A 17233-nucleotide genomic window follows, 5' to 3' on the forward strand; every position below is an offset into this window, starting at 1 on the left:
CTAGGCGGTCGCGGCCACCGGCTGCTTCCCGGCGCGGGCGGCGGGCGCGGCGCGCAGGTCGTGCAGCACCTGGAGCGCGGCGGTGACACCGCTGCCCGGCCGGACGGTCCAGCCGCTCTCGGCCAGGCCCAGTTCGACGGCGGACAGCGCGGTCAGGACGTCGAACTCGTCCACGTATCCGCAATGCCCGATGCGCAGCACCCGGCCGTCCAACGGCGGCTGCGCCCCCGCGAGTTGAATGGCGTAGCGGTCCAGGAGCCGGTCGACCAGGGCGCTCGCGTCCACACCGGGCGGCAGTTCGGCGGCGGTGACGGCGCTGTGGCGGTCCTCGTCGGGGGAGAACAGCCGCAGGCCGAGACCGCGCACCCCCGCGCGGGCCATCCGGCCGAGGCGCACGTGCCGCTCCAGGACGTTGTCGAGCCCCTCGTCGTGGAGCTGGCGCAGGGCCACGTCGAGCTGGCTGATCAGGGAGATCGCCGGGGTCCACGGGGTGCGGGGGACGTCGGCGCGGAGCGCTGCGAGGGTCTCGTCCCAGTCGAAGTAGAAGCGGGGCAGGCGCGCGGTGCGGTGCTGCTCCCACGCCCGTTCGCTGATGCTGGTGAAGGCCAGTCCCGGCGGGGTCATCAGGGCTTTCTGGCAGCCGCCCACGACGACGTCGATGCCCCAGTCGTCGGTGCGCAGGTCGCTGGCGCCGACACCGGACGCCGAGTCCACGACGGTGAGCAGCGGCGCGGACGCCGCCGCGAATCCCCGGATGTCGTTGACCATGGCCGTGGAGGTCTCGCAGTGCACGGCGATCGCGGCTTTGAGCCCGGGGGTGCGCGCCGCCTCGCGGATGCGGTCCAGGTCCAGCGGCTCGCCCCAGTCGTGCCGCACCTCGGTGACGCGCAGGCCGAACGCGGCCGCCATCTGGCTCCAGCGCTCGCCGAACGCGCCGTTGGTGACGACCAGGACGCCGTCGCCCGGCGCGAACAGGTTCTGCAACGCGCCCTCGAACGCGCCGGTCATGCTCGACGCGACCAGGAGGACGTCGTTGCGGGTGCGCAGGGTCCGCCGGAGGTTGTCGACGACACGTGTGAACACCTCGGCGTAGGCGTGGGTGCGCTCGTCCTCGACGGGGAGCACCGCCGCCGCGGTGACCTCGGGAGGTGTCGGGGTGGGGCCCGGGACCATCAGCCGGTATTTCCTCATGGGGTGGTCAGAGCCTTTCGCTGGGCCTGGCGGGGGAGTATCGGACGAAGGTGACGCGCGGGGCTCAGAAGATGACGCGGGAGCCGGCGCGCACCCGGGCGTCCCGGGACTTGCGCAGGTCGCGCGTGACGTTGACCCGGCGCAGCCAGCGGTCGCGGCCGTCGTAGCGGGCCCGGTACGGGTTCCTGCCGTGCACGGCCTTGTAGTTGTCGATGAACAGCACGTCGCCGGGGCGCAGCGCGATACCGGTGAGCCGGGTGTCGATCTCCTTGACGAGCGCCTCGAACGCGGCTGTCGCCTCGGCGTCCTCGGTGGTGCGGTCCATGAAGTACGGGTCGAGGCGGCCGTAGGGCGAGCGCGGGTCCCCGAAGAGGACGGGCACCCGCTCGGGCGACGCGGTGAGCCGCTCGATCAGGCGGATGCTGCGCTCCAGGAGGTCGGCGGGCGCGTCGAGGGTGCTGTCCGCGCCGCGGTGCTGCGGCTGGTGGGAGTTGTCGGGGCGGATCACGTAGTGCGCCCCGGCCAGCGTCCGCCGCGTCTGTTCGTCCAGGCGCAGGTCGTCGAAGAGGGCGTAGGTGGTCTCCACCTCGTCGGGGTTGCGCAGACACATGAGCCCGACGTATTCGGCCCGGTAGGGGTGGAAGGCGTCCTCGGTGTGCCACGTCAGGGGTTCGGCCGTCGAGGAGTTGAGCTGGGCGTGCTCGTGGCCCTTGATCGGGACGACGTCGTGCAGCAGCCGGCCGTCCTGCTGGGTGGCCCAGGCGATGGGGTCGCCGAGCAGCGAGGCACACATGAGGAGGAACATGTCCTCGCGCCGGGTGCGGCCGTCCGCGTCGGCCTCGCCCCAGGTCGCGGGGGTGGCGCCGATCCGGGTGTCGTCCACGGGCAGCCCGCTGATCACGCAGCCGCCGGAGGGCTCCTCCAGCCGGAAGGTGTTGACCTGGGCCCGCAGCCCGCGCGGCAGCTCCTGCGCGCGCAGGGCGACGGCGTCGAGCAACTCCTCGTCGGACGCGGGCCGTTCGGCCAGCAGCTCCGCGAGGAGGGGTTCGACCGCCTCGCGGTCGGCGTCGGTCAGATCGATCCGGTACATGCGTCCCTCCGTCGGTTCCGTCGGTCAGCCGCGGGCGATGCCGTCGGCCGGCGGTGTGTCCGGGCCCAGCAGGTTCAGCGCCTGTTCGTCGGAGAGCTGGTCGAGCCCCGCGAGCAGGTCCTCCAGGCTCAGTTCGTCCGCCGCGCTCGCGAGTGGCTCGGGCGCCGCGGGGTCGGCGCCCGACTCGACGAGGCTGTATGCGACGTCCAGTACGGTCGGCAGGTCGAAGAACTCGGCGAGCGGCAGATCGACTCCGTAGCGGTCGGCGATCCGGCCGATGAGACGCACGGCGAGCATCGAGTAGCCGCCCAGGGTGAAGAAGTCGTCGTCCGGGCCGATGCGCTCGTTGTCGAACGCCTCCCGCCACAGGGTCAGCAGGCCGCCGAGCACGCCGTACACGGCAAGGTCGGCCCGGTCGACGGAGCCGTCCTCGGCGCGGGGGAACTCCGGCACGGGCACGAGGGCGGTCTCGCCCGGCAGCGGGCTGCGCTCCCCATCGAGGTGATGGCGGAGCTCGGCGTCGTCGAGCGTGTGCCCCTCGGCGGGGAGGACGTACACGATCCGGCGGGCGTCGCCGGCCGCTGTGGCCTCGGCCCCGGCCACCGCCGGGTGACGGAGCAGCCCGGCCACGCAGAGGTCCAGAGTGTGCTCGGTGCGATCCATTCGTTGACCCAGACTTTCTGCTCGTCCTGTCGTCGATGCGTCCAGCCAGGAAAACCCTAGGAACGCCCGGGACACACGGTCAATGAACGGCCGGAGCAAGGCGGGTCAGAGGTTCGCGGAAAGGCATCAACAATATGCTGACGGCGCCCGGTTGCCCTTGCTGGCGACAATCGGAAACGGCCGCATAGGATTTTGGAACGCCGGACCGGTCGGACCCGTATCGGACCTATCGAGGAAAGGAATTCCGCCATGGAAACCCTGGACAACGCCGAACAGTACGCGGTGGTCGTCAATGACGAGGAGCAGTACTCGATATGGCCCGCCGGCCGTGAACTGCCCGCGGGCTGGCACGAGGAGGGCAGCAGGGGAACGCGCGAGGAGTGCCTCTCCCACATCGACACCGTGTGGACGGACATGCGTCCGCGCAGCGTGCGCGAGCGCGCCGCGGCCCGCGGCTAGGTGGCCGCGCGGGAGGGCGGCGGTCCGGCGCTATTCGGACTGCCGCCGCAGGCGCGCGAACGGGTCGCCGCGGCATGGTCCACGACGGCTGTGGAGACGGGGCCGGGCGCCGGTGCGGCGCCCGGCCGCGGCAGTGCGGCGCTCGTGTGGCAGGCCGAGGACGACGAGATCGAGGCGTTCCTGGCCGCCCACCCCGAGTGCCGCTGGCTGCACACCGTCGCCGTCGGCGTCCCGGCCCCGGTCCTGAAGCACGCCGCCGCGACCGGACTGACCGTCACCAACGGGGCGGGGACCCGGGGCACGGCCGTGGCGGAGCACGTGCTCGCGCTGCTGCTCGCCCACTGCAAGGGGCTCCCGCACACCCTCGTGGCGCAGCGCGAGCGGAGCTGGCGGGTGCCGCCCGCCGCCGAGCTGCGGGGGCGCCGCGCCGGTGTCCTCGGCCTCGGCGACATCGGCGGCCGCACGGCCCGGCTCCTGGACGCGTTCGGCGTCGAGGTGACGGCCTGCCGTCGCAGCGCGGGCGGCACCCGCCCCGGTCCGGGCGAACCGGGTTCCGGGCTGCGCGCGGTGTACGGGCCCGAGCACCTGGAGGAGTTCCTGCGCGGCCTCGACATCCTGGTGGTGGCGGTGCCGCTGACGCCGGGGACCCGGGGGCTGGTCGGCGCGCGGGAACTGGCGCTGCTGCGGCCGGGCGCGGTCCTCGTCAATGTGGGCCGCGGTCCGGTCGTCGACGAGTCCGCCCTGCTGGCCGCCCTGCGCGGCGGGCGGCTCGGCGGAGCGGGCCTGGACGTGTTCGCGTCCGAGCCGCTGCCCGCGTCGTCCCCGCTGTGGTCGGAGCCGGGCGTCCTGGTCACGCCCCACAGCGCGGACGCCACCCCCGAGACGGACGAGCGGTGTCTCGAGCTGCTCCTGGACAACGTGGCCCGCTTCCGCTCGGGCCGGCCGCTGCGCAACGTCGTCGACCCCGACCGGGGCTATTGACGCCGTGGCCGGGGCTATTGACGCCGTCCGGGCACGACAAGGGGGCCGCGCCTTGTGGGCGCGGCCCCCTTGTCGTGTGCGCCGCTCAGCCGGTCCGGGCCCGAGCGGTCGTGTGGGCGTCCACCTGCTCCTGGCCGTAGCCGTGCTCCAGGCGCTCACGGGCGGGGCGCGGCCGGGGGGAGCGCACCAGGACGCGCTTCAGCCAGCGGTCGGTCCCGTCGTAGCGCGCCTTGAACGCCAGTCTGCCGTGGACGGTCGCGTCGTTGTCGATGATCAGCAGGTCGCCGGGTTCCAGCGGCACGACATGGCCGTTGTCCTCCAGGGCGTGTCCGAGGCGGTCGTACGCCACCGTGAACTCCCGGTCGTCCGCGAGGTGGCGGGTGTAGGACGGGTCGTAGCGGATGCCCAGGGCGTCGCCGTCGCGGCGCCACAGCGTGGAGATCCCCACGGGCTCACACCCGCCCGCCCGCTGGTCGGCGTAGCTGTCGTCGGGCAGCACCAGCGTCAGCGGCCGCTCCAGCTGCGCGACGTCGGCCGCGCCGAGACCGATCCCGGTGGCGCTGGAGAGTCTGCTGCCGACGCCGTCAGGGTTGCGTACACAGGCGAGGAGGAGCAGGTCCGCCCGCTCGGGGTGGAAGGCGTCCTCGGTGTGCCAGACGAGCGGCACCACACTGCTGGCCCCGACCTGGAGCCGCTCCTGGCCGGGGCTGGGCAGGATGTTGTGGACGATCCGTCCCTCCTGCTGGTTGCGCCAGCCGAAGACCCGGCCGAGCCGGGACGCGACGAGGGCCAGCGCGATGTCGAAGGCGGCATCGCGCCGGGCGTCGGCCTCGCGCCAGTGCAGCGGCGTCGGGCCCGGGTCGTCGGTGGGGAGCAGTCCTCGGACGACGCGATGCCCGACGCGTGGATCGGGGGGCTGTGCGACGGCGTCGAGTTCCGCGGTGAGGCTCGTGGGGAGCCGTGCGTCGGGAGCGGACAGCACGGTGTCGCCCGTGGCGCCGCCGGCGGCCAGCGTCCGTGCCGCGTCGAGGAAGTCTTTTCCGAACTCCCGGTCCACGCGATTTACTTCCTGCACCGGCATGCGGTCTACCTTTCGGGGACCTGTCGGAAAGGGGATACCGGACCGGCTGGGCCGGACCGACTTTGTTGCAGGGCCACCATCCGGCGCCGAAAGAGCCCCGGTCAAGGGATCCGTGACTATTCCGCACTTTGTCGGCCGGGCCCTCGCTCGTTGAGGTAAACGGCACCAGCAGAATGTGGAGACGGCCTCCTCGTAAAAAGTGGATCCGGTTCGGTCATTCCGCCGATTTACGGGCGGGCCGTGCCGCCTAAAGTCGGTCTGCGAAAGCAACAGATCTTCTGAGGGTGAGAGGTGGTCTGGAGTTGATCGACAGCACTGTGGCCGATGCCCCTGGGGAGTCGCACTCCGTGTCCCGCCGCCCCGGACCGGACGCGGCGGACCCCGGCGGGGTGCTGCTCCACGAAATCGTCGCCGAACATGCCCGCCGAGCCCCGGAGGCGCCGGCCGTCACCTGCGACGGACGGACGCTCACCTACCGGGAGTTGGACGCCCGGGCGGAACGGCTCGCCGCCGAACTGCGGACCCGCGTACACGGCGAGAACGCCGTCGTCGCCGTCCTCATGGACCGATCTGCCGAACTGATCGTGTCGCTGCTCGCCGTCCTGAAGGCGGGCTGTGCCTACCTGGCGCTCAACACCGCCGACCCCGACCGGCGCCTTGCCGAGCTAGTCGCCGACGCCGGGGCACGGATCGCCGTGGCGGATGCCGGGGCCGCGGGACGGCTGCCCGCCGGCCTGCCGACGCTGACGCCGGACACCACCGCCGAGGCCGGCAACCCGCCGAGGACGGCGGCGACCGGCGCCCGGAGCGCCGACGACCTCGCCTACGTCTGCTACACCTCGGGGTCCACCGGCGCCCCCAAGGGCGTCGGAGTGACCCACCGGGGTGTGCACCGCATCGCGGTGCGGCAGGACTGGCTGCGTCTGACCCCGCGGGACGTCGTCCTCCAGGTCTCGTCGGTGTCCTTCGACGCCTCGACGCTGGAGATCTTCGGCGCGCTGTGCGCCGGGGCCCGCCTCGTGGTGCACCCCGGCGGGGGACCGGTCGACCTCGACGCCCTCGCCGGCACCGTCGCCGGACAGCACGTCACCGTGGTCAACCTGCCGACCGGGCTGCTGCACCGGCTGGTCGAGAGCCGCCTCCCGTTCTTCGCGGGCCTGCGCCACGTGGTGACCGGCGGCGACGTCGCCTCGCCCGCCCTCGTCGCCCGGCTCCTCGGCGCCTGGCCCGGCCTGACGTTCACCAACGGCTACGGCCCGACGGAGAACACCACGTTCACCACCCGCTGGACCACCACCGGGACCCCGCCCCCGGGCCCCGTCCCCATCGGCACCGCCGTCACCGGCACCGGAACCGCCCTGCTCGACGAGGCGATGAACCCCGTGCCCGACGGCGCCACCGGCGAGCTCCACACCTGGGGCGACGGCCTGGCCCGCGGCTACCTGGGGCGGCCCGCCGCCACCGCGGAACGGTTCGTGCCCTGCCCCTTCGGGCCGCCGGGCTCACGCATGTACCGCACCGGAGACCTCGCGCGGACGGCGCCGGACGGCGTCCTGGAGTTCGCCGGGCGCACCGACCGGCAGGTCAAGGTCCGCGGCTACCGCGTGGAGCCGGGCGCCGTCGAGGCGGCCCTGGCCCGCCAGCCCGGCGTCGACCGGGCGGTCGTCGTCGTGGAGCGCGACGACGCCGAGCACTCCCGCCTGATCGGTCACGTCGTCCACGGCCGGGCGGACGACGGGGCCGGGCCCCGGCTGCGCGCCGCCCTGGCCGCCGAACTTCCCGCCTACGCCGTCCCGGACACCATCCTCGTCCACACCACCCTGCCGGTCACGGCGCACGGCAAGGTGGATCGTTCCGCCCTCGCCACCGCGGGCCCGAAGCCGCGCAACATCGCCGACCCGTACGTGGCTCCGCGGACACCGCTCCAGCGGCGCCTGGCCGAGATGTGGAGCGCGTTGCTCGGCATCGCGCCCGTCGGCATCGAGGACGACTTCTTCGACCTGGGCGGCCACTCCCTGATGGCCGCCGAACTGCTCGAACTCATGCACAAGGAGCTGGGCGTGGAGATCCCCGCCACCGCCCTGTACCTGCGCTCCACCGTGGCCGAGCTGAGCGAGGCCGTGGACGAGGCGATGGCAGGACGGGAGACGCGACCGTGACCGTTTCGCAGGAGCAGGAGCAGGAGCAGGAGCACGGGCACGGGCACGAGCAGCAGCATCGGCCGACCGTGCCGCCCGCCGTCACGGGCTGCCCGGCGCACCAGGGCGCCGACACCCTGGGGCCGCTCGCCGACCTGGCCGACCCGGCGCTCTACAGCGACCGGGACCCGCACACCCTGTGGACCGGACTGCGCCGCGACGACCCCGTGGCCCGGCACGAGAAGGACGGCCACCCCTACTGGTCGGTGACCCGCTACGCCGACGTGGACCGGGTGCTGCGCGAGCACGCCACGTTCACCTCCCAGCGCGGCACCCTGCTGTACCTCCTCGGGCGGGGTGACCCGGCCGGCGGGCACCAGATGGCCGCGACGGACCCGCCGCGCCACACCTCGCTGCGCGAACCGCTGCAACGCGCGCTGGCCGTCAAACCGACCATGGAGCGGCGGGAGCAGATCCGTGCCGTCGTCACCGACCTCCTCGCACCCCTCGCGGACGGCGGCCCCTACGACCTGGCGGCCCACGCCAACCGGCTGCCCATGGCGGTCGCGGGTGTCCTCATGGGGCTGCCGCGCGAGGACTGGGACCGGCTCGTCGACCTGACCACCGCCTCGGTGGCGCCCGAGGACCCGCGCTACCGCGACGAGCGGGGCATCGACCGGGTCCTCAACCAGGCCCACCGCGGCCTGTTCGCCTACTTCCACGAGATGGTCCACGACCGCCGCGCGCACCCCGGCGACGACCTGATCAGCCTGCTGCTCCGGATGGAGATCGACGGCCGCCCGCTCTCCGCGGGAGAGGTCATCTCCAACTGCTACAGCCTGCTGCTCGGCGCCAACGTGACCACCGCGCAAGTGCCCGTGAGCACCCTCGCCGAGCTGATGGGCACCCCGGGCCTCGACGCGTGGGCCGACCGCCCCGACCTGATCGTCAGCGGCGTCGACGAGGCGCTGCGCTGGTCCACCCCCACCACCCACTTCATCCGCTACGCCACCCACGACGTCACCCTGGGCGGGACACATGTCCCGGCGGGCGACGCGGTGGCGGTGTGGCTGCCCTCGGCCAACCGCGACGAGGACGTCTTCCCCGACCCGTTCACCTTCGACCCGGCCCGCCGCCCCAACAAGCATCTGGCGTTCGGCATCGGACCGCACTACTGCGTGGGCCACACCGTGGCCAAGGTGACCCTGCGGCTCTTCTTCGCCGAACTCTTCAGCCGGTTCACCGACATCGCGCCGGCCGGCCCCGGCAAGCGCCTGTACTCCAACACGATCTACGGCTGGACCGAGATGCCGATCACGGCCCGCCCGCGGCCGCGCGTCCGCCCGGCCGCCTACTGACCCGGGCCGCCCCCGGGCGGCCGTCCGCCGAACCGAAGGCGAGGTCCTTCAGCCGATGCCCACCGCCGGTCGACCCCCACGCTGGTTCCTCAAGGAGCCGCTGCCGGACGCGCGTGCCCGGGTGTTCCTGCTGCCCTACTCGGGGTGCGGCGCGTCGATGTACCGCCAGTGGCCCACCGAGTACGAGGGCGTCAACTTTGTACCGGTGCAACTGCCCGGACGGGAGAACCGCCTGAAGGAGAAGCCGTTCGAGACCTACCAGGAGCTGGGCGAGACCCTCGCCGGGGTCCTGGCCCCTCATCTGGACCGCCCCTGGGCCCTGTTCGGGCACTGCAGTGCGGCGCTCGCCTCCTACGAGACCGCCCTGAAGGCGATCGACCGCGGCGCCCGCCCGCCGTCACGCCTTTACGTGTCCTCGGAGGTGGCCCCGCAGGACGGCCCCTACGGCCGGCACCTCCAGATGGACGACGAGGGGCTCGCCGAGGAACTGCGCACGCTCATCGTGCAGTTGGGCGGCACTCCGCTGCCCACCTTCGTCGCCATGACGCTGGGTGTGCTGCGCGCCGACATCGAGATCAACCGCCGCTACCACCTGGCCGATCCGCCGCGCCTGCCGTGTCCTGTCACCGCGATCGGCTGGGACGGGGACATCGGCATGGAACCCGAGCGGATGACCGGCTGGGCCGCGTGCGGCGAGATGGACCAGGTCGTCTTCGACGGCGGCCACTACGCCTTCATCGAGGGCCCCGAGAAATTGCTGCGGCTGCTGGCCGACGGCGTCAGCCCAGACCGGCCACCCACGGGGCCGGCGGAAGGAGTCTAGGAAGATGCTGATCCTGTCGTTCAAGGAAGGGCACGACAGCGCGGTCACCGCGATCGACGACGGCCGCCTGTTGTTCTCGATGGAGGCCGAGAAGGACTCCTTCCCGCGCTACGACACACTCACCGCGGACGTCCTGCTCGCCGCGGTCGACCGGCTCGACCGGCTGCCCGACGTGGTGGCGGTCGGCGGCTGGGTGAAGGGCGCCTTCTCGGACGAACCACCCTCGCGCACCGGGTACTTCGGTGTCGGCGAGGGGTCGGTCTCCGACGAGGCGGGCCGGTTCTTCGGCAAGGACGTACGGATCTTCTCCTCGACGCACGAGCGCTCGCACATCATGACCGCGCACGGCCTCTCGCCGTTCCCCGCCGGGCAGCCGTACTACTGCCTCGTGTGGGAGGGCAACATCGGCTCCTTCTACCGGATCGACGAGAACGGCGGAGTCACCCACCTGCGCCACGTCATGTCCGACCCGGGCAACAAGTACGCCTACCTGTTCGGCCTGGCCGACCGGTCGTTCACCGCCAACAAGGGCGTGCTGCGGCTCCAGGACGCGGGCAAGCAGATGGCGCTGACCGGCTTCGCCCGGAAGACGGAGACCACCCCCGCGGAGCGCGAGCTGATCGACTTCCTGCTCGCCCAGGAGCGCATCATCACCACGCTCGGCAAGGACGAGATGGGCTGGACGCCGTTCCGCGACATCGGCGTGGAGTCCCAGGAGTACAAGGACCTCGCCGCGAAGTACTCCGACGCCATCTTCGACCGCTTCCACGCCTACGCCGCCGAGCACCTGACGGAGGGGCTGCCGCTGCTCATCTCCGGCGGCTGCGGACTCAACTGCGAGTGGAACCGCCGCTGGGCCGAGTGCGGACTCTTCCCCGAGGTGTTCGTGCCGCCGTGCCCGAACGACAGCGGCTCCTCGCTCGGCACCGCCATCGACGCGCAGCTGCACTACACCGGCGAGGCGAAGGTGGAGTGGGACGTCTACGCGGGCGACGACTTCGTCACCGACACCGAGTTCGACCCCGAGCGCTACGAGACCCGGCCGCTCGACTACGCCGAGGTGGCCCGGTTCATCGCGGACGGCGGCATCATCGGCTGGGCGCGCGGCCGCTGGGAGATGGGGCCGAGGGCGCTGGGCAACCGGTCGATCCTGGCCGCGCCGTTCACCGCGGAGACCACGGCCCGGCTCAACAAGATCAAGCAGCGGGAGGGGTACCGGCCCATCGCGCCGATCTGCCTCGCCGACGAGGCGGGCCAGTGGTTCGAGGACTCCCTGCCCGACCCGTACATGCTGTACTTCAGCACGGTGCGCTCCCCGGAGCTCAAGGCCGTCACGCACGTCGACGGCACGGCCCGCACGCAGACGGTGACCCGCGAGCAGAACCCGGGTGTCGCCTCCCTGCTGACCGCCTTCCGCGACCTCACCGGCTTCAGCGTCCTGTGCAACACGTCGCTGAACTTCTCCGGGCGCGGCTTCATCAACCGCACCAGCGACCTGATCCGCTACGGCGAACAGCACGACCTCGACGGCTACGTGGTGGGGGACACCTTCGTGACCCGGCGCATGCCGCGTCCCTGACGCCGCGCACCCCGCGTGGCCCCGGTCGCCCGTGAACAGCACCTGCGTACGTGTGAAAGAGGAAACCCGATGCAGCAGAGCACAGTACGAGTGAGCGGACACCAGGCCGACAAGGAGTTCTTCCGCTTCGAGGAGCGCGGCGAACTCGACTACGGGCTCGTCCTTGACGTCCTGCACGGCCGCAGGCTCGGCGTCATCTTCCGGGACGTCATCCCCCCGTCGGCGCGCAAGGACCTGACCGACCGGTTCTGGGCCAGCCCGGCCCGCCAGCACCGGGAGGGCGAACCCTCCCACTACGTCGGCGCCTACCACTGGAACAAGTCCGCCGACACCTATCTCGACGAGTCCGCCGAGGTCGCCGAACACGTCGGCAAGGTGATCGACGCCCCCGACTCGCCCTGGCACGTGTTCCGCGACGGCGTGAACGAGGCGCTGCGGCCGCACGGCGCGTCGCTGCGGGTGGCGCGGATGGACGGCCGGTCGGCGTGCGCCGCGCTCATCCGCGCCTGGGACAAGGAGGGCGACTTCTCCCTGGACCCGCACGAGGACGAGGCCCAGTGCAAGGACCCGCGCCAGGCCGGCTTCGAGATCCAGCGCGTCCTGGAGCACGACATCTGCGCGGTGAACATGTGCATCGAGCACACCGCGGGCGGGCGCCTCGTCATCTGGAACATCAGGCCCGACGACCGGACACGGCGTTCGCTCGGCATCGAGCTGACGGGGCTGCCGTACACGGCCGAGGACCTGGCGGACTTCGACGAACTGCGCCTCGACATCCGCGAGGGCGATATCTACGCCTTCAACGGCGCCTTCGTGCACGCGGTGGACGCCAACACCGGCAACCGTACGACGGTCTCCTTCATCATGGGCCACACCGACGAGCGGACCGTCGTCAGCTGGACCTGACCGGCCGGTCCCGCGCGCCCTTCGAGGCCGCGCAACACGTCCAGGGGTCCGTCTCCCCGAGCGTGCGCCCCCACCGCGCGACGCCGTCGCTGCCCCGACGCGGGAGGCGGACCCCTGGCGACCAACCCCCCACGGAGAGGCGGGAAGAGGTGGACGTGCAGGACTCGTCGAGGCCCGCGCCCGACGGACCCCACAGCGACAGCGACGACTTCGACAGCCACGACCCGGCCCTGGCCCAGGATCCCTTCCCGGCCTACGCGCGCCTGCGCTCCCGGTGCCCCATGTCCTGGAGCCGGGCCTGGGACGGCTACTGGGTCGCGGCGCGGCACGCGGAGGTGTCCCGCGCGGGACGCGCGCCGGAGTTCCGCACCGGACACGTGCGCCCCGACGGCACGATCCAGGGCGTGACGATCCCGCCGCTCGGACAGACCGGCCGGCTCGTCCCGCTGGAGGCGGACCCGCCGCGCAACCTCAGGTACCGCAGGCTCCTCTCGTCGTTCTACGCGCCCGCCTCGGTGCGCGCGCGGATGCCGGAGCTGCGGCAACTGGCCCGGGAGAGCCTGGACGCCGTCGTGCGCGAGGGCGCCTGCGACCTCGTCACCGCGCTGACGCTGCGCGTGCCCGGCATCGTCACCATGCGCGACCTGGGACTGCCCGACGAGCGCTGGTTCGAGATCGACTCCCTCGTGCAGCAGGCGCTCCTCGCCGCCCCGCACGACCTGCCCGGCGCCCGCGCCCACGCGCAGAGCATCACGATGGCGCTGATGGAGGAGCTGGACGTACGCCAGGAGTACGGCACCGGCAGCGACGACCGCAGCCTCTTCCCGTACCTTCTGGACGCCACCGTCGAGGGCGAGCCGCTGTCCGACGAGGACATCCTCGCGATGCTCTACCTGATCCTCCTCGGCATCGACCCGGTCTCCTCGCTCACCGCGACGGCCCTCCTGCACCTCGCGGACCACCCCGACCTCAAAGAACGCCTCATCGCCGACCCGTCGCTCATCCCGAAGGCGGCGGACGAGTACGCCCGCTGGATGTCACCCGTGCAGGGCACCAGCCGGACCGCCGCCGAGGACACCGAGCTCGGCGGACGCACCCTGCGCCCCGGCGACCGGGTCTTCGTCAGCTGGGCCTCGGCCAACCGCGACGAGACGGTCTTCCCCGACGCGGCCACCGTCGACCTCGACCGCGACACCTCGGGCCACCTGGCCTTCGGGGCCGGCTCGCACTACTGCCTGGGCGCCTCGCTGGTGCGCGCCCTGTTCACGGTCATCCTCGAAGAGGTGTTGACACGTGTCCCGGACTACCGGGTGAGCGACCGTGCCGCCGTCACCTGGTTCCCCGACATCACCTCCTTCTACGGAGTGACGTCCCTGCCGGTCGAGTTCACCCCGCACCGGCCCTGACCCAGCCCTCACCCCCCTCGACAAGGACGGCCATGACCGAATTGATGAGCACCACGGACGCGCTGCGGACCGCGTCGGTGCCGCAGGCGCTCGCCTCGTTCGCCGCGGTGGTGCACCGGCACACCGGCCAGGACGACGTACCGGTCCACTGCCGCGTCCCCGGCGACGGCGCCGTCCGCTCCGGCACCGTCAGTGTCGCCCTCGGCGACGACCCCGGCTTCTCCGAACTGGTGCGCCGCGCGGCACAAGCCCTGGACGCGCTCCCCGAGGAGGAGGACGCCGAGGAGTCGCAGGACGGGATGTTCGCCGACCACGCGCTGGTGCACGACGGCTGGGACGCGACGCTCCTCATGTACGGCAGCGCCGCCCCCGGCATCGAGGCCGAGGTGCGCGCCGCCGTCGCGTGCGGGATCCACCACCCCGGCCGCGCGGTCTCGGCGCTCGACCTGGTGCCCGACGCCCGTAGGCAGGACCTGGCCGCCCTGGGCACCGGCGCCCCGTCCGCGCCGGTGGCGCGCTGCGTGCACGAACTCGTCGCCGAACGGGCCGCCGCGGCACCCGACGCCCCGGCGGTCGGCCGCGGCGACGACGTCCTGACGTACGGGGAACTCGACGCGCGGGCCGACCGGCTCGCCGGGGTGCTGCGCGCGGCGGGCCTCGGCCCGCGCCGGGTGGCCGGTGTGCTCCAGCGCCGCTCCCCGGAGCTCGTCGTGACCCTCCTCGCCATCCTCAAGACGGGCGGCGCCTACCTGGTCCTCGACCCGCGGGACCCCGCCGAACGGCACACACGGCTGCTCCGCGACGCCGCCGTGCACCTCGTCGTCGCGGAGGACGGCCCGCGCGTCCCCGCGGGGCACACCGTCGTCGACCCCGCCGCCCCGGCCACCGGCCGGACGGTCGAGCCCGCGGCCCCCGCCGGACCTGGCCAGGACCCGGACTCGACGGCCTACATCAGCTTCACCTCGGGCTCCACCGGCGAACCGCGCGGCGTGAGCGTCCCGCACCGCGCCGTCTCCCGCCTCGTGCGCGACCCGAACTGGATGGACATCGCGCCCGAGGACGTCTTCCTGCAACTGGCGCCGGTCGCCTTCGACGCCTCGACCCTGGAGATCTGGGCGCCACTGGTGCACGGCTGCCGCCTCGCCGTCGCCCCCGACGGCGCCCTGGAGGTCGGACAGCTCGGCGACGTGCTGCGCCGCGAACGGGTCAGCGTCCTGTTCCTGACGACCGGCCTCTTCCACCAGCTCGTCAGCAACCACCTGGACGCCTTCGCCGGCCTTCGGCACCTGATCGCGGGCGGCGAGGTCATGTCCCCCGACCACCTGCGACGCCTCCTCGACGCCCACCCGGCGCTGACGTTCACGCACGCCTACGGGCCCACCGAGAACACGACGTTCACGACCTGCAGGACCGGCCGCGACCTGCCCGGCGCGGACATCGTCCCCATCGGCCGGCCCGTCACCGGCACCCGCGTCGCCGTCCTGGACAGCCTGCTGCGCCCGGTGCCGCCCGGGACCCGCGGCGAGCTGTACGCGGCCGGCGAAGGCCTCGCCGAGGGCTATGCGAACCGCCCCGGCGCCACCGCCGAGCGGTTCCTCCCCGACACCTTCTCGGGCGTCCCCGGCGCCCGCATGTACCGCACCGGCGACCTCGCCCGCTGGAACGCCCAGGGCGACCTGGAGTTCCTGGGACGCGTCGACGAGCAGGTCAAGATCCGCGGCTACCGCGTCGAACCCGGCCAGATCGCGGCCGAGCTGAACGGGTTCCCCGAGGTGGGCGACGCCGTCGTCGTCGCCCAGGCCGACGGCTCCGGAGGCAAACGGCTCCTCGCCTACGTGGTCCCCGCCCCCGGCACCGGCGAGGACGACGGGGAGGACCTCGGCACCCTGCTGCGCGAACGGCTGCGCGCCACCCTGCCCCCGTACCTGGTGCCCTGGGCCGTCCTCGTCAGCGCCGCACTGCCGCTGAAACCCAACGGCAAGGTGGACCGCGGACGCCTGCCCGCCCTCACCCGCGGCCCCCGCACCGTGCGCACCCCGTACGCGGCCCCGCGCACGGAGATGGAGCGCCGCCTCACCGACCTGTGGGGCTCGGTCCTGGAGATCGAACCGATCGGCGTCGACGACAACTTCTTCGACCTCGGCGGGCACTCCCTCAACGTCGCCGAGGTGCTCGCCACTCTCAAGCGGACCCACGCCATCGACGTCCCGGCGCGGCAGTTCTACCTGAACCCGACCGTCGCCGAGTTCGCCAAGGGGCTCGGCCGGTGACCGCACCGCCGGCCGTGCTGACCGGCTGCCCCGCCCGCGCCGGGCGGCTCGACCCCGCTGACCCTGCCGTGCACACCGACGACGGCCGCGAGGCCCACGCGCTCTGGCGCGAACTTCGCCGCCACCGCCCCGTCGACCGGCGCACCACCGCCGCAGGGAAGTCCTACTGGTCGCTCACGAAGTACCGCGACTGCGACCGCGTCCTGCGCGACCACACGGTGTTCACCTCCGAGCGCGGCAACCTCCTGCACATGCTCGGCACGGAGGACCCGGCCGGCGGCAAACAGATGGCGGTCACCGACCCGCCGCGGCACGCGCGGATGCGCGAGCCGCTGCAGCGCGCCCTGTCGATGAAGTCGGTGGACGCCCACCGCGAACGGATCCGCGCCACCGTCCTGCGCGTCGTCGAACCGCTCGCCGACGGCGGTGTCTTCGACTTCGCGCAGGCCATGACGCTCCTGCCGATGGCCGTCACCGGCGTCCTGATGGGCATACCCGAGGCGGACTGGGCCCCGCTCACCGACTTCACCAGCGCCTGCGTCGCACCGCAGGACCCCCAGCTGATGCTCCCCGACGGCCCGTCGGCCACCCTGGAGCGGGCCCACCGCGAACTCTTCGCCTACTTCCAGGACCTCGCCCACGAACGGGAGAAGGCGCTCGGCGACGACCTGCTCAGCTTCCTGCTGACCCTGGACCTCGGCGGCCGCACCATGTCACCCGGCGAGGTCATGTCCAACTGCTACAGCCTGCTGCTCGGCGCCAATGTGACGACGGGCCACGTGGCGAGCAGCGTCCTGGCGACCCAGACGCACACCGGCGTGCTGGAGGACTGGGCGGCGCATCCCGAACTGACCGTCCGCGGCACCGAGGAAGCGCTGCGCTGGTCCTCGCCCGCCGGACACTTCCTGCGCTACGCCACCCGGGACACGACCCTGCGCGGTGTGCGCATCGACCGGGGCGACGCCCTGGTGACCTGGCTGAACTCGGCGAACTTCGACGAAGAAGTCTTCACCGACCCCTTCACCTTCGACATCCGGCGCCGCCCCAACCGGCACATCACCTTCGGCGCCGGAGCCCACTTCTGCGTCGGCCACACCGTCGCGAAGGTCACCCTGCGCCTGCTCTTCGCCGAACTCCTCAGCCGCTTCGAGGACTTCGAGGTCGCGGGCGAGCCACGAAGGCTCTACTCCGCCTTCGTCCACGGATACACCCACCTGCCGATCACCGCACGCGTACGCGCCCGGCGCGGACCCCTCGGCTACTGACGTGCCGAACCGAGACACGGAGA

General features: G+C 72.7%; 14 protein-coding genes. 10 read left to right on the forward strand and 4 right to left on the reverse strand.

Features of this window, described 5'->3' with window-relative positions:
• From C1N81_RS43675 to C1N81_RS43685, 3 genes are all read right to left on the reverse strand, one after another.
• A complete protein-coding gene (locus C1N81_RS43675) occupies window positions 1–1191 on the reverse strand; it encodes a pyridoxal-phosphate-dependent aminotransferase family protein (RefSeq protein ID WP_394437398.1) in 1191 nt (396 codons plus the stop codon).
• Between the two features lie 64 nt (window positions 1192–1255).
• Window positions 1256–2281, reverse strand: a complete 1026-nt coding sequence (gene gntD, locus C1N81_RS43680; RefSeq protein ID WP_394437400.1) for a guanitoxin biosynthesis L-enduracididine beta-hydroxylase GntD — start codon at window positions 2279–2281, stop codon at window positions 1256–1258.
• Window positions 2282–2305: 24 nt separating this feature from the next.
• A complete protein-coding gene (locus C1N81_RS43685) occupies window positions 2306–2944 on the reverse strand; it encodes a phosphopantetheine-binding protein (RefSeq protein WP_394437402.1) in 639 nt (212 codons plus the stop codon).
• A gap of 249 nt (window positions 2945–3193) precedes the next feature.
• On the opposite strand from C1N81_RS43685, the gene C1N81_RS43690 reads away from it, so the two are divergent.
• Together C1N81_RS43690 and C1N81_RS43695 are read left to right on the forward strand one after the other, a co-directional pair.
• Window positions 3194–3403 carry an MbtH family protein gene (locus tag C1N81_RS43690; protein ID WP_394437404.1) on the forward strand — a complete coding sequence of 70 codons (210 nt, stop codon included), beginning with the start codon at window positions 3194–3196 and terminating at the stop codon, window positions 3401–3403.
• Window positions 3404–4384, forward strand: coding sequence for a D-2-hydroxyacid dehydrogenase (locus C1N81_RS43695; protein WP_394437405.1), 981 nt, complete (start codon window positions 3404–3406; stop codon window positions 4382–4384). It begins immediately after the preceding gene.
• A gap of 85 nt (window positions 4385–4469) precedes the next feature.
• Here the strand turns inward: C1N81_RS43695 and C1N81_RS43700 are convergent, their stop codons facing one another.
• On the reverse strand, window positions 4470–5465 hold the full coding sequence (locus C1N81_RS43700) for a TauD/TfdA family dioxygenase (RefSeq protein WP_394437407.1): 996 nt from the start codon (window positions 5463–5465) through the stop codon (window positions 4470–4472).
• Between the two features lie 302 nt (window positions 5466–5767).
• Here C1N81_RS43700 and C1N81_RS43705 point away from each other — a divergent pair, with 302 nt between their 5' ends.
• From C1N81_RS43705 to C1N81_RS43740, 8 genes are all read left to right on the forward strand, one after another.
• Window positions 5768–7624: a non-ribosomal peptide synthetase gene (locus C1N81_RS43705; protein WP_394437409.1), complete on the forward strand. Its 1857-nt coding sequence runs from the start codon at window positions 5768–5770 to the stop codon at window positions 7622–7624.
• Window positions 7621–8961, forward strand: a complete 1341-nt coding sequence (locus C1N81_RS43710; protein WP_394437411.1) for a cytochrome P450 — start codon at window positions 7621–7623, stop codon at window positions 8959–8961. The genes C1N81_RS43705 and C1N81_RS43710 overlap by 4 nt, the downstream gene beginning before the upstream one ends.
• A 55-nt stretch (window positions 8962–9016) precedes the next feature.
• Window positions 9017–9784 carry a thioesterase II family protein gene (locus C1N81_RS43715; RefSeq protein WP_394437413.1) on the forward strand — a complete coding sequence of 256 codons (768 nt, stop codon included), beginning with the start codon at window positions 9017–9019 and terminating at the stop codon, window positions 9782–9784.
• 4 nt (window positions 9785–9788) lie between these two features.
• Window positions 9789–11363 (forward strand): carbamoyltransferase C-terminal domain-containing protein, encoded by a 1575-nt coding sequence (locus tag C1N81_RS43720; protein ID WP_394437415.1) that lies wholly within the window; start codon window positions 9789–9791, stop codon window positions 11361–11363.
• A 69-nt stretch (window positions 11364–11432) separates the two neighbouring features.
• Window positions 11433–12269, forward strand: a complete 837-nt coding sequence (locus tag C1N81_RS43725; protein ID WP_394437417.1) for a hypothetical protein — start codon at window positions 11433–11435, stop codon at window positions 12267–12269.
• A gap of 149 nt (window positions 12270–12418) precedes the next feature.
• Window positions 12419–13675, forward strand: a complete 1257-nt coding sequence (locus C1N81_RS43730) for a cytochrome P450 (RefSeq protein ID WP_394437419.1) — start codon at window positions 12419–12421, stop codon at window positions 13673–13675.
• A 32-nt stretch (window positions 13676–13707) separates the two neighbouring features.
• Window positions 13708–15945, forward strand: coding sequence for a non-ribosomal peptide synthetase (locus tag C1N81_RS43735; RefSeq protein WP_394437420.1), 2238 nt, complete (start codon window positions 13708–13710; stop codon window positions 15943–15945).
• Entirely contained in the window at window positions 15942–17210 is a 1269-nt protein-coding gene (locus tag C1N81_RS43740; protein WP_394437422.1) for a cytochrome P450, read from the forward strand. The genes C1N81_RS43735 and C1N81_RS43740 overlap by 4 nt, the downstream gene beginning before the upstream one ends.
• The last annotated feature ends 23 nt before the right edge of the window (window positions 17211–17233 follow it).

The organism is Streptomyces sp. SGAir0957 (genome assembly GCF_043523415.1).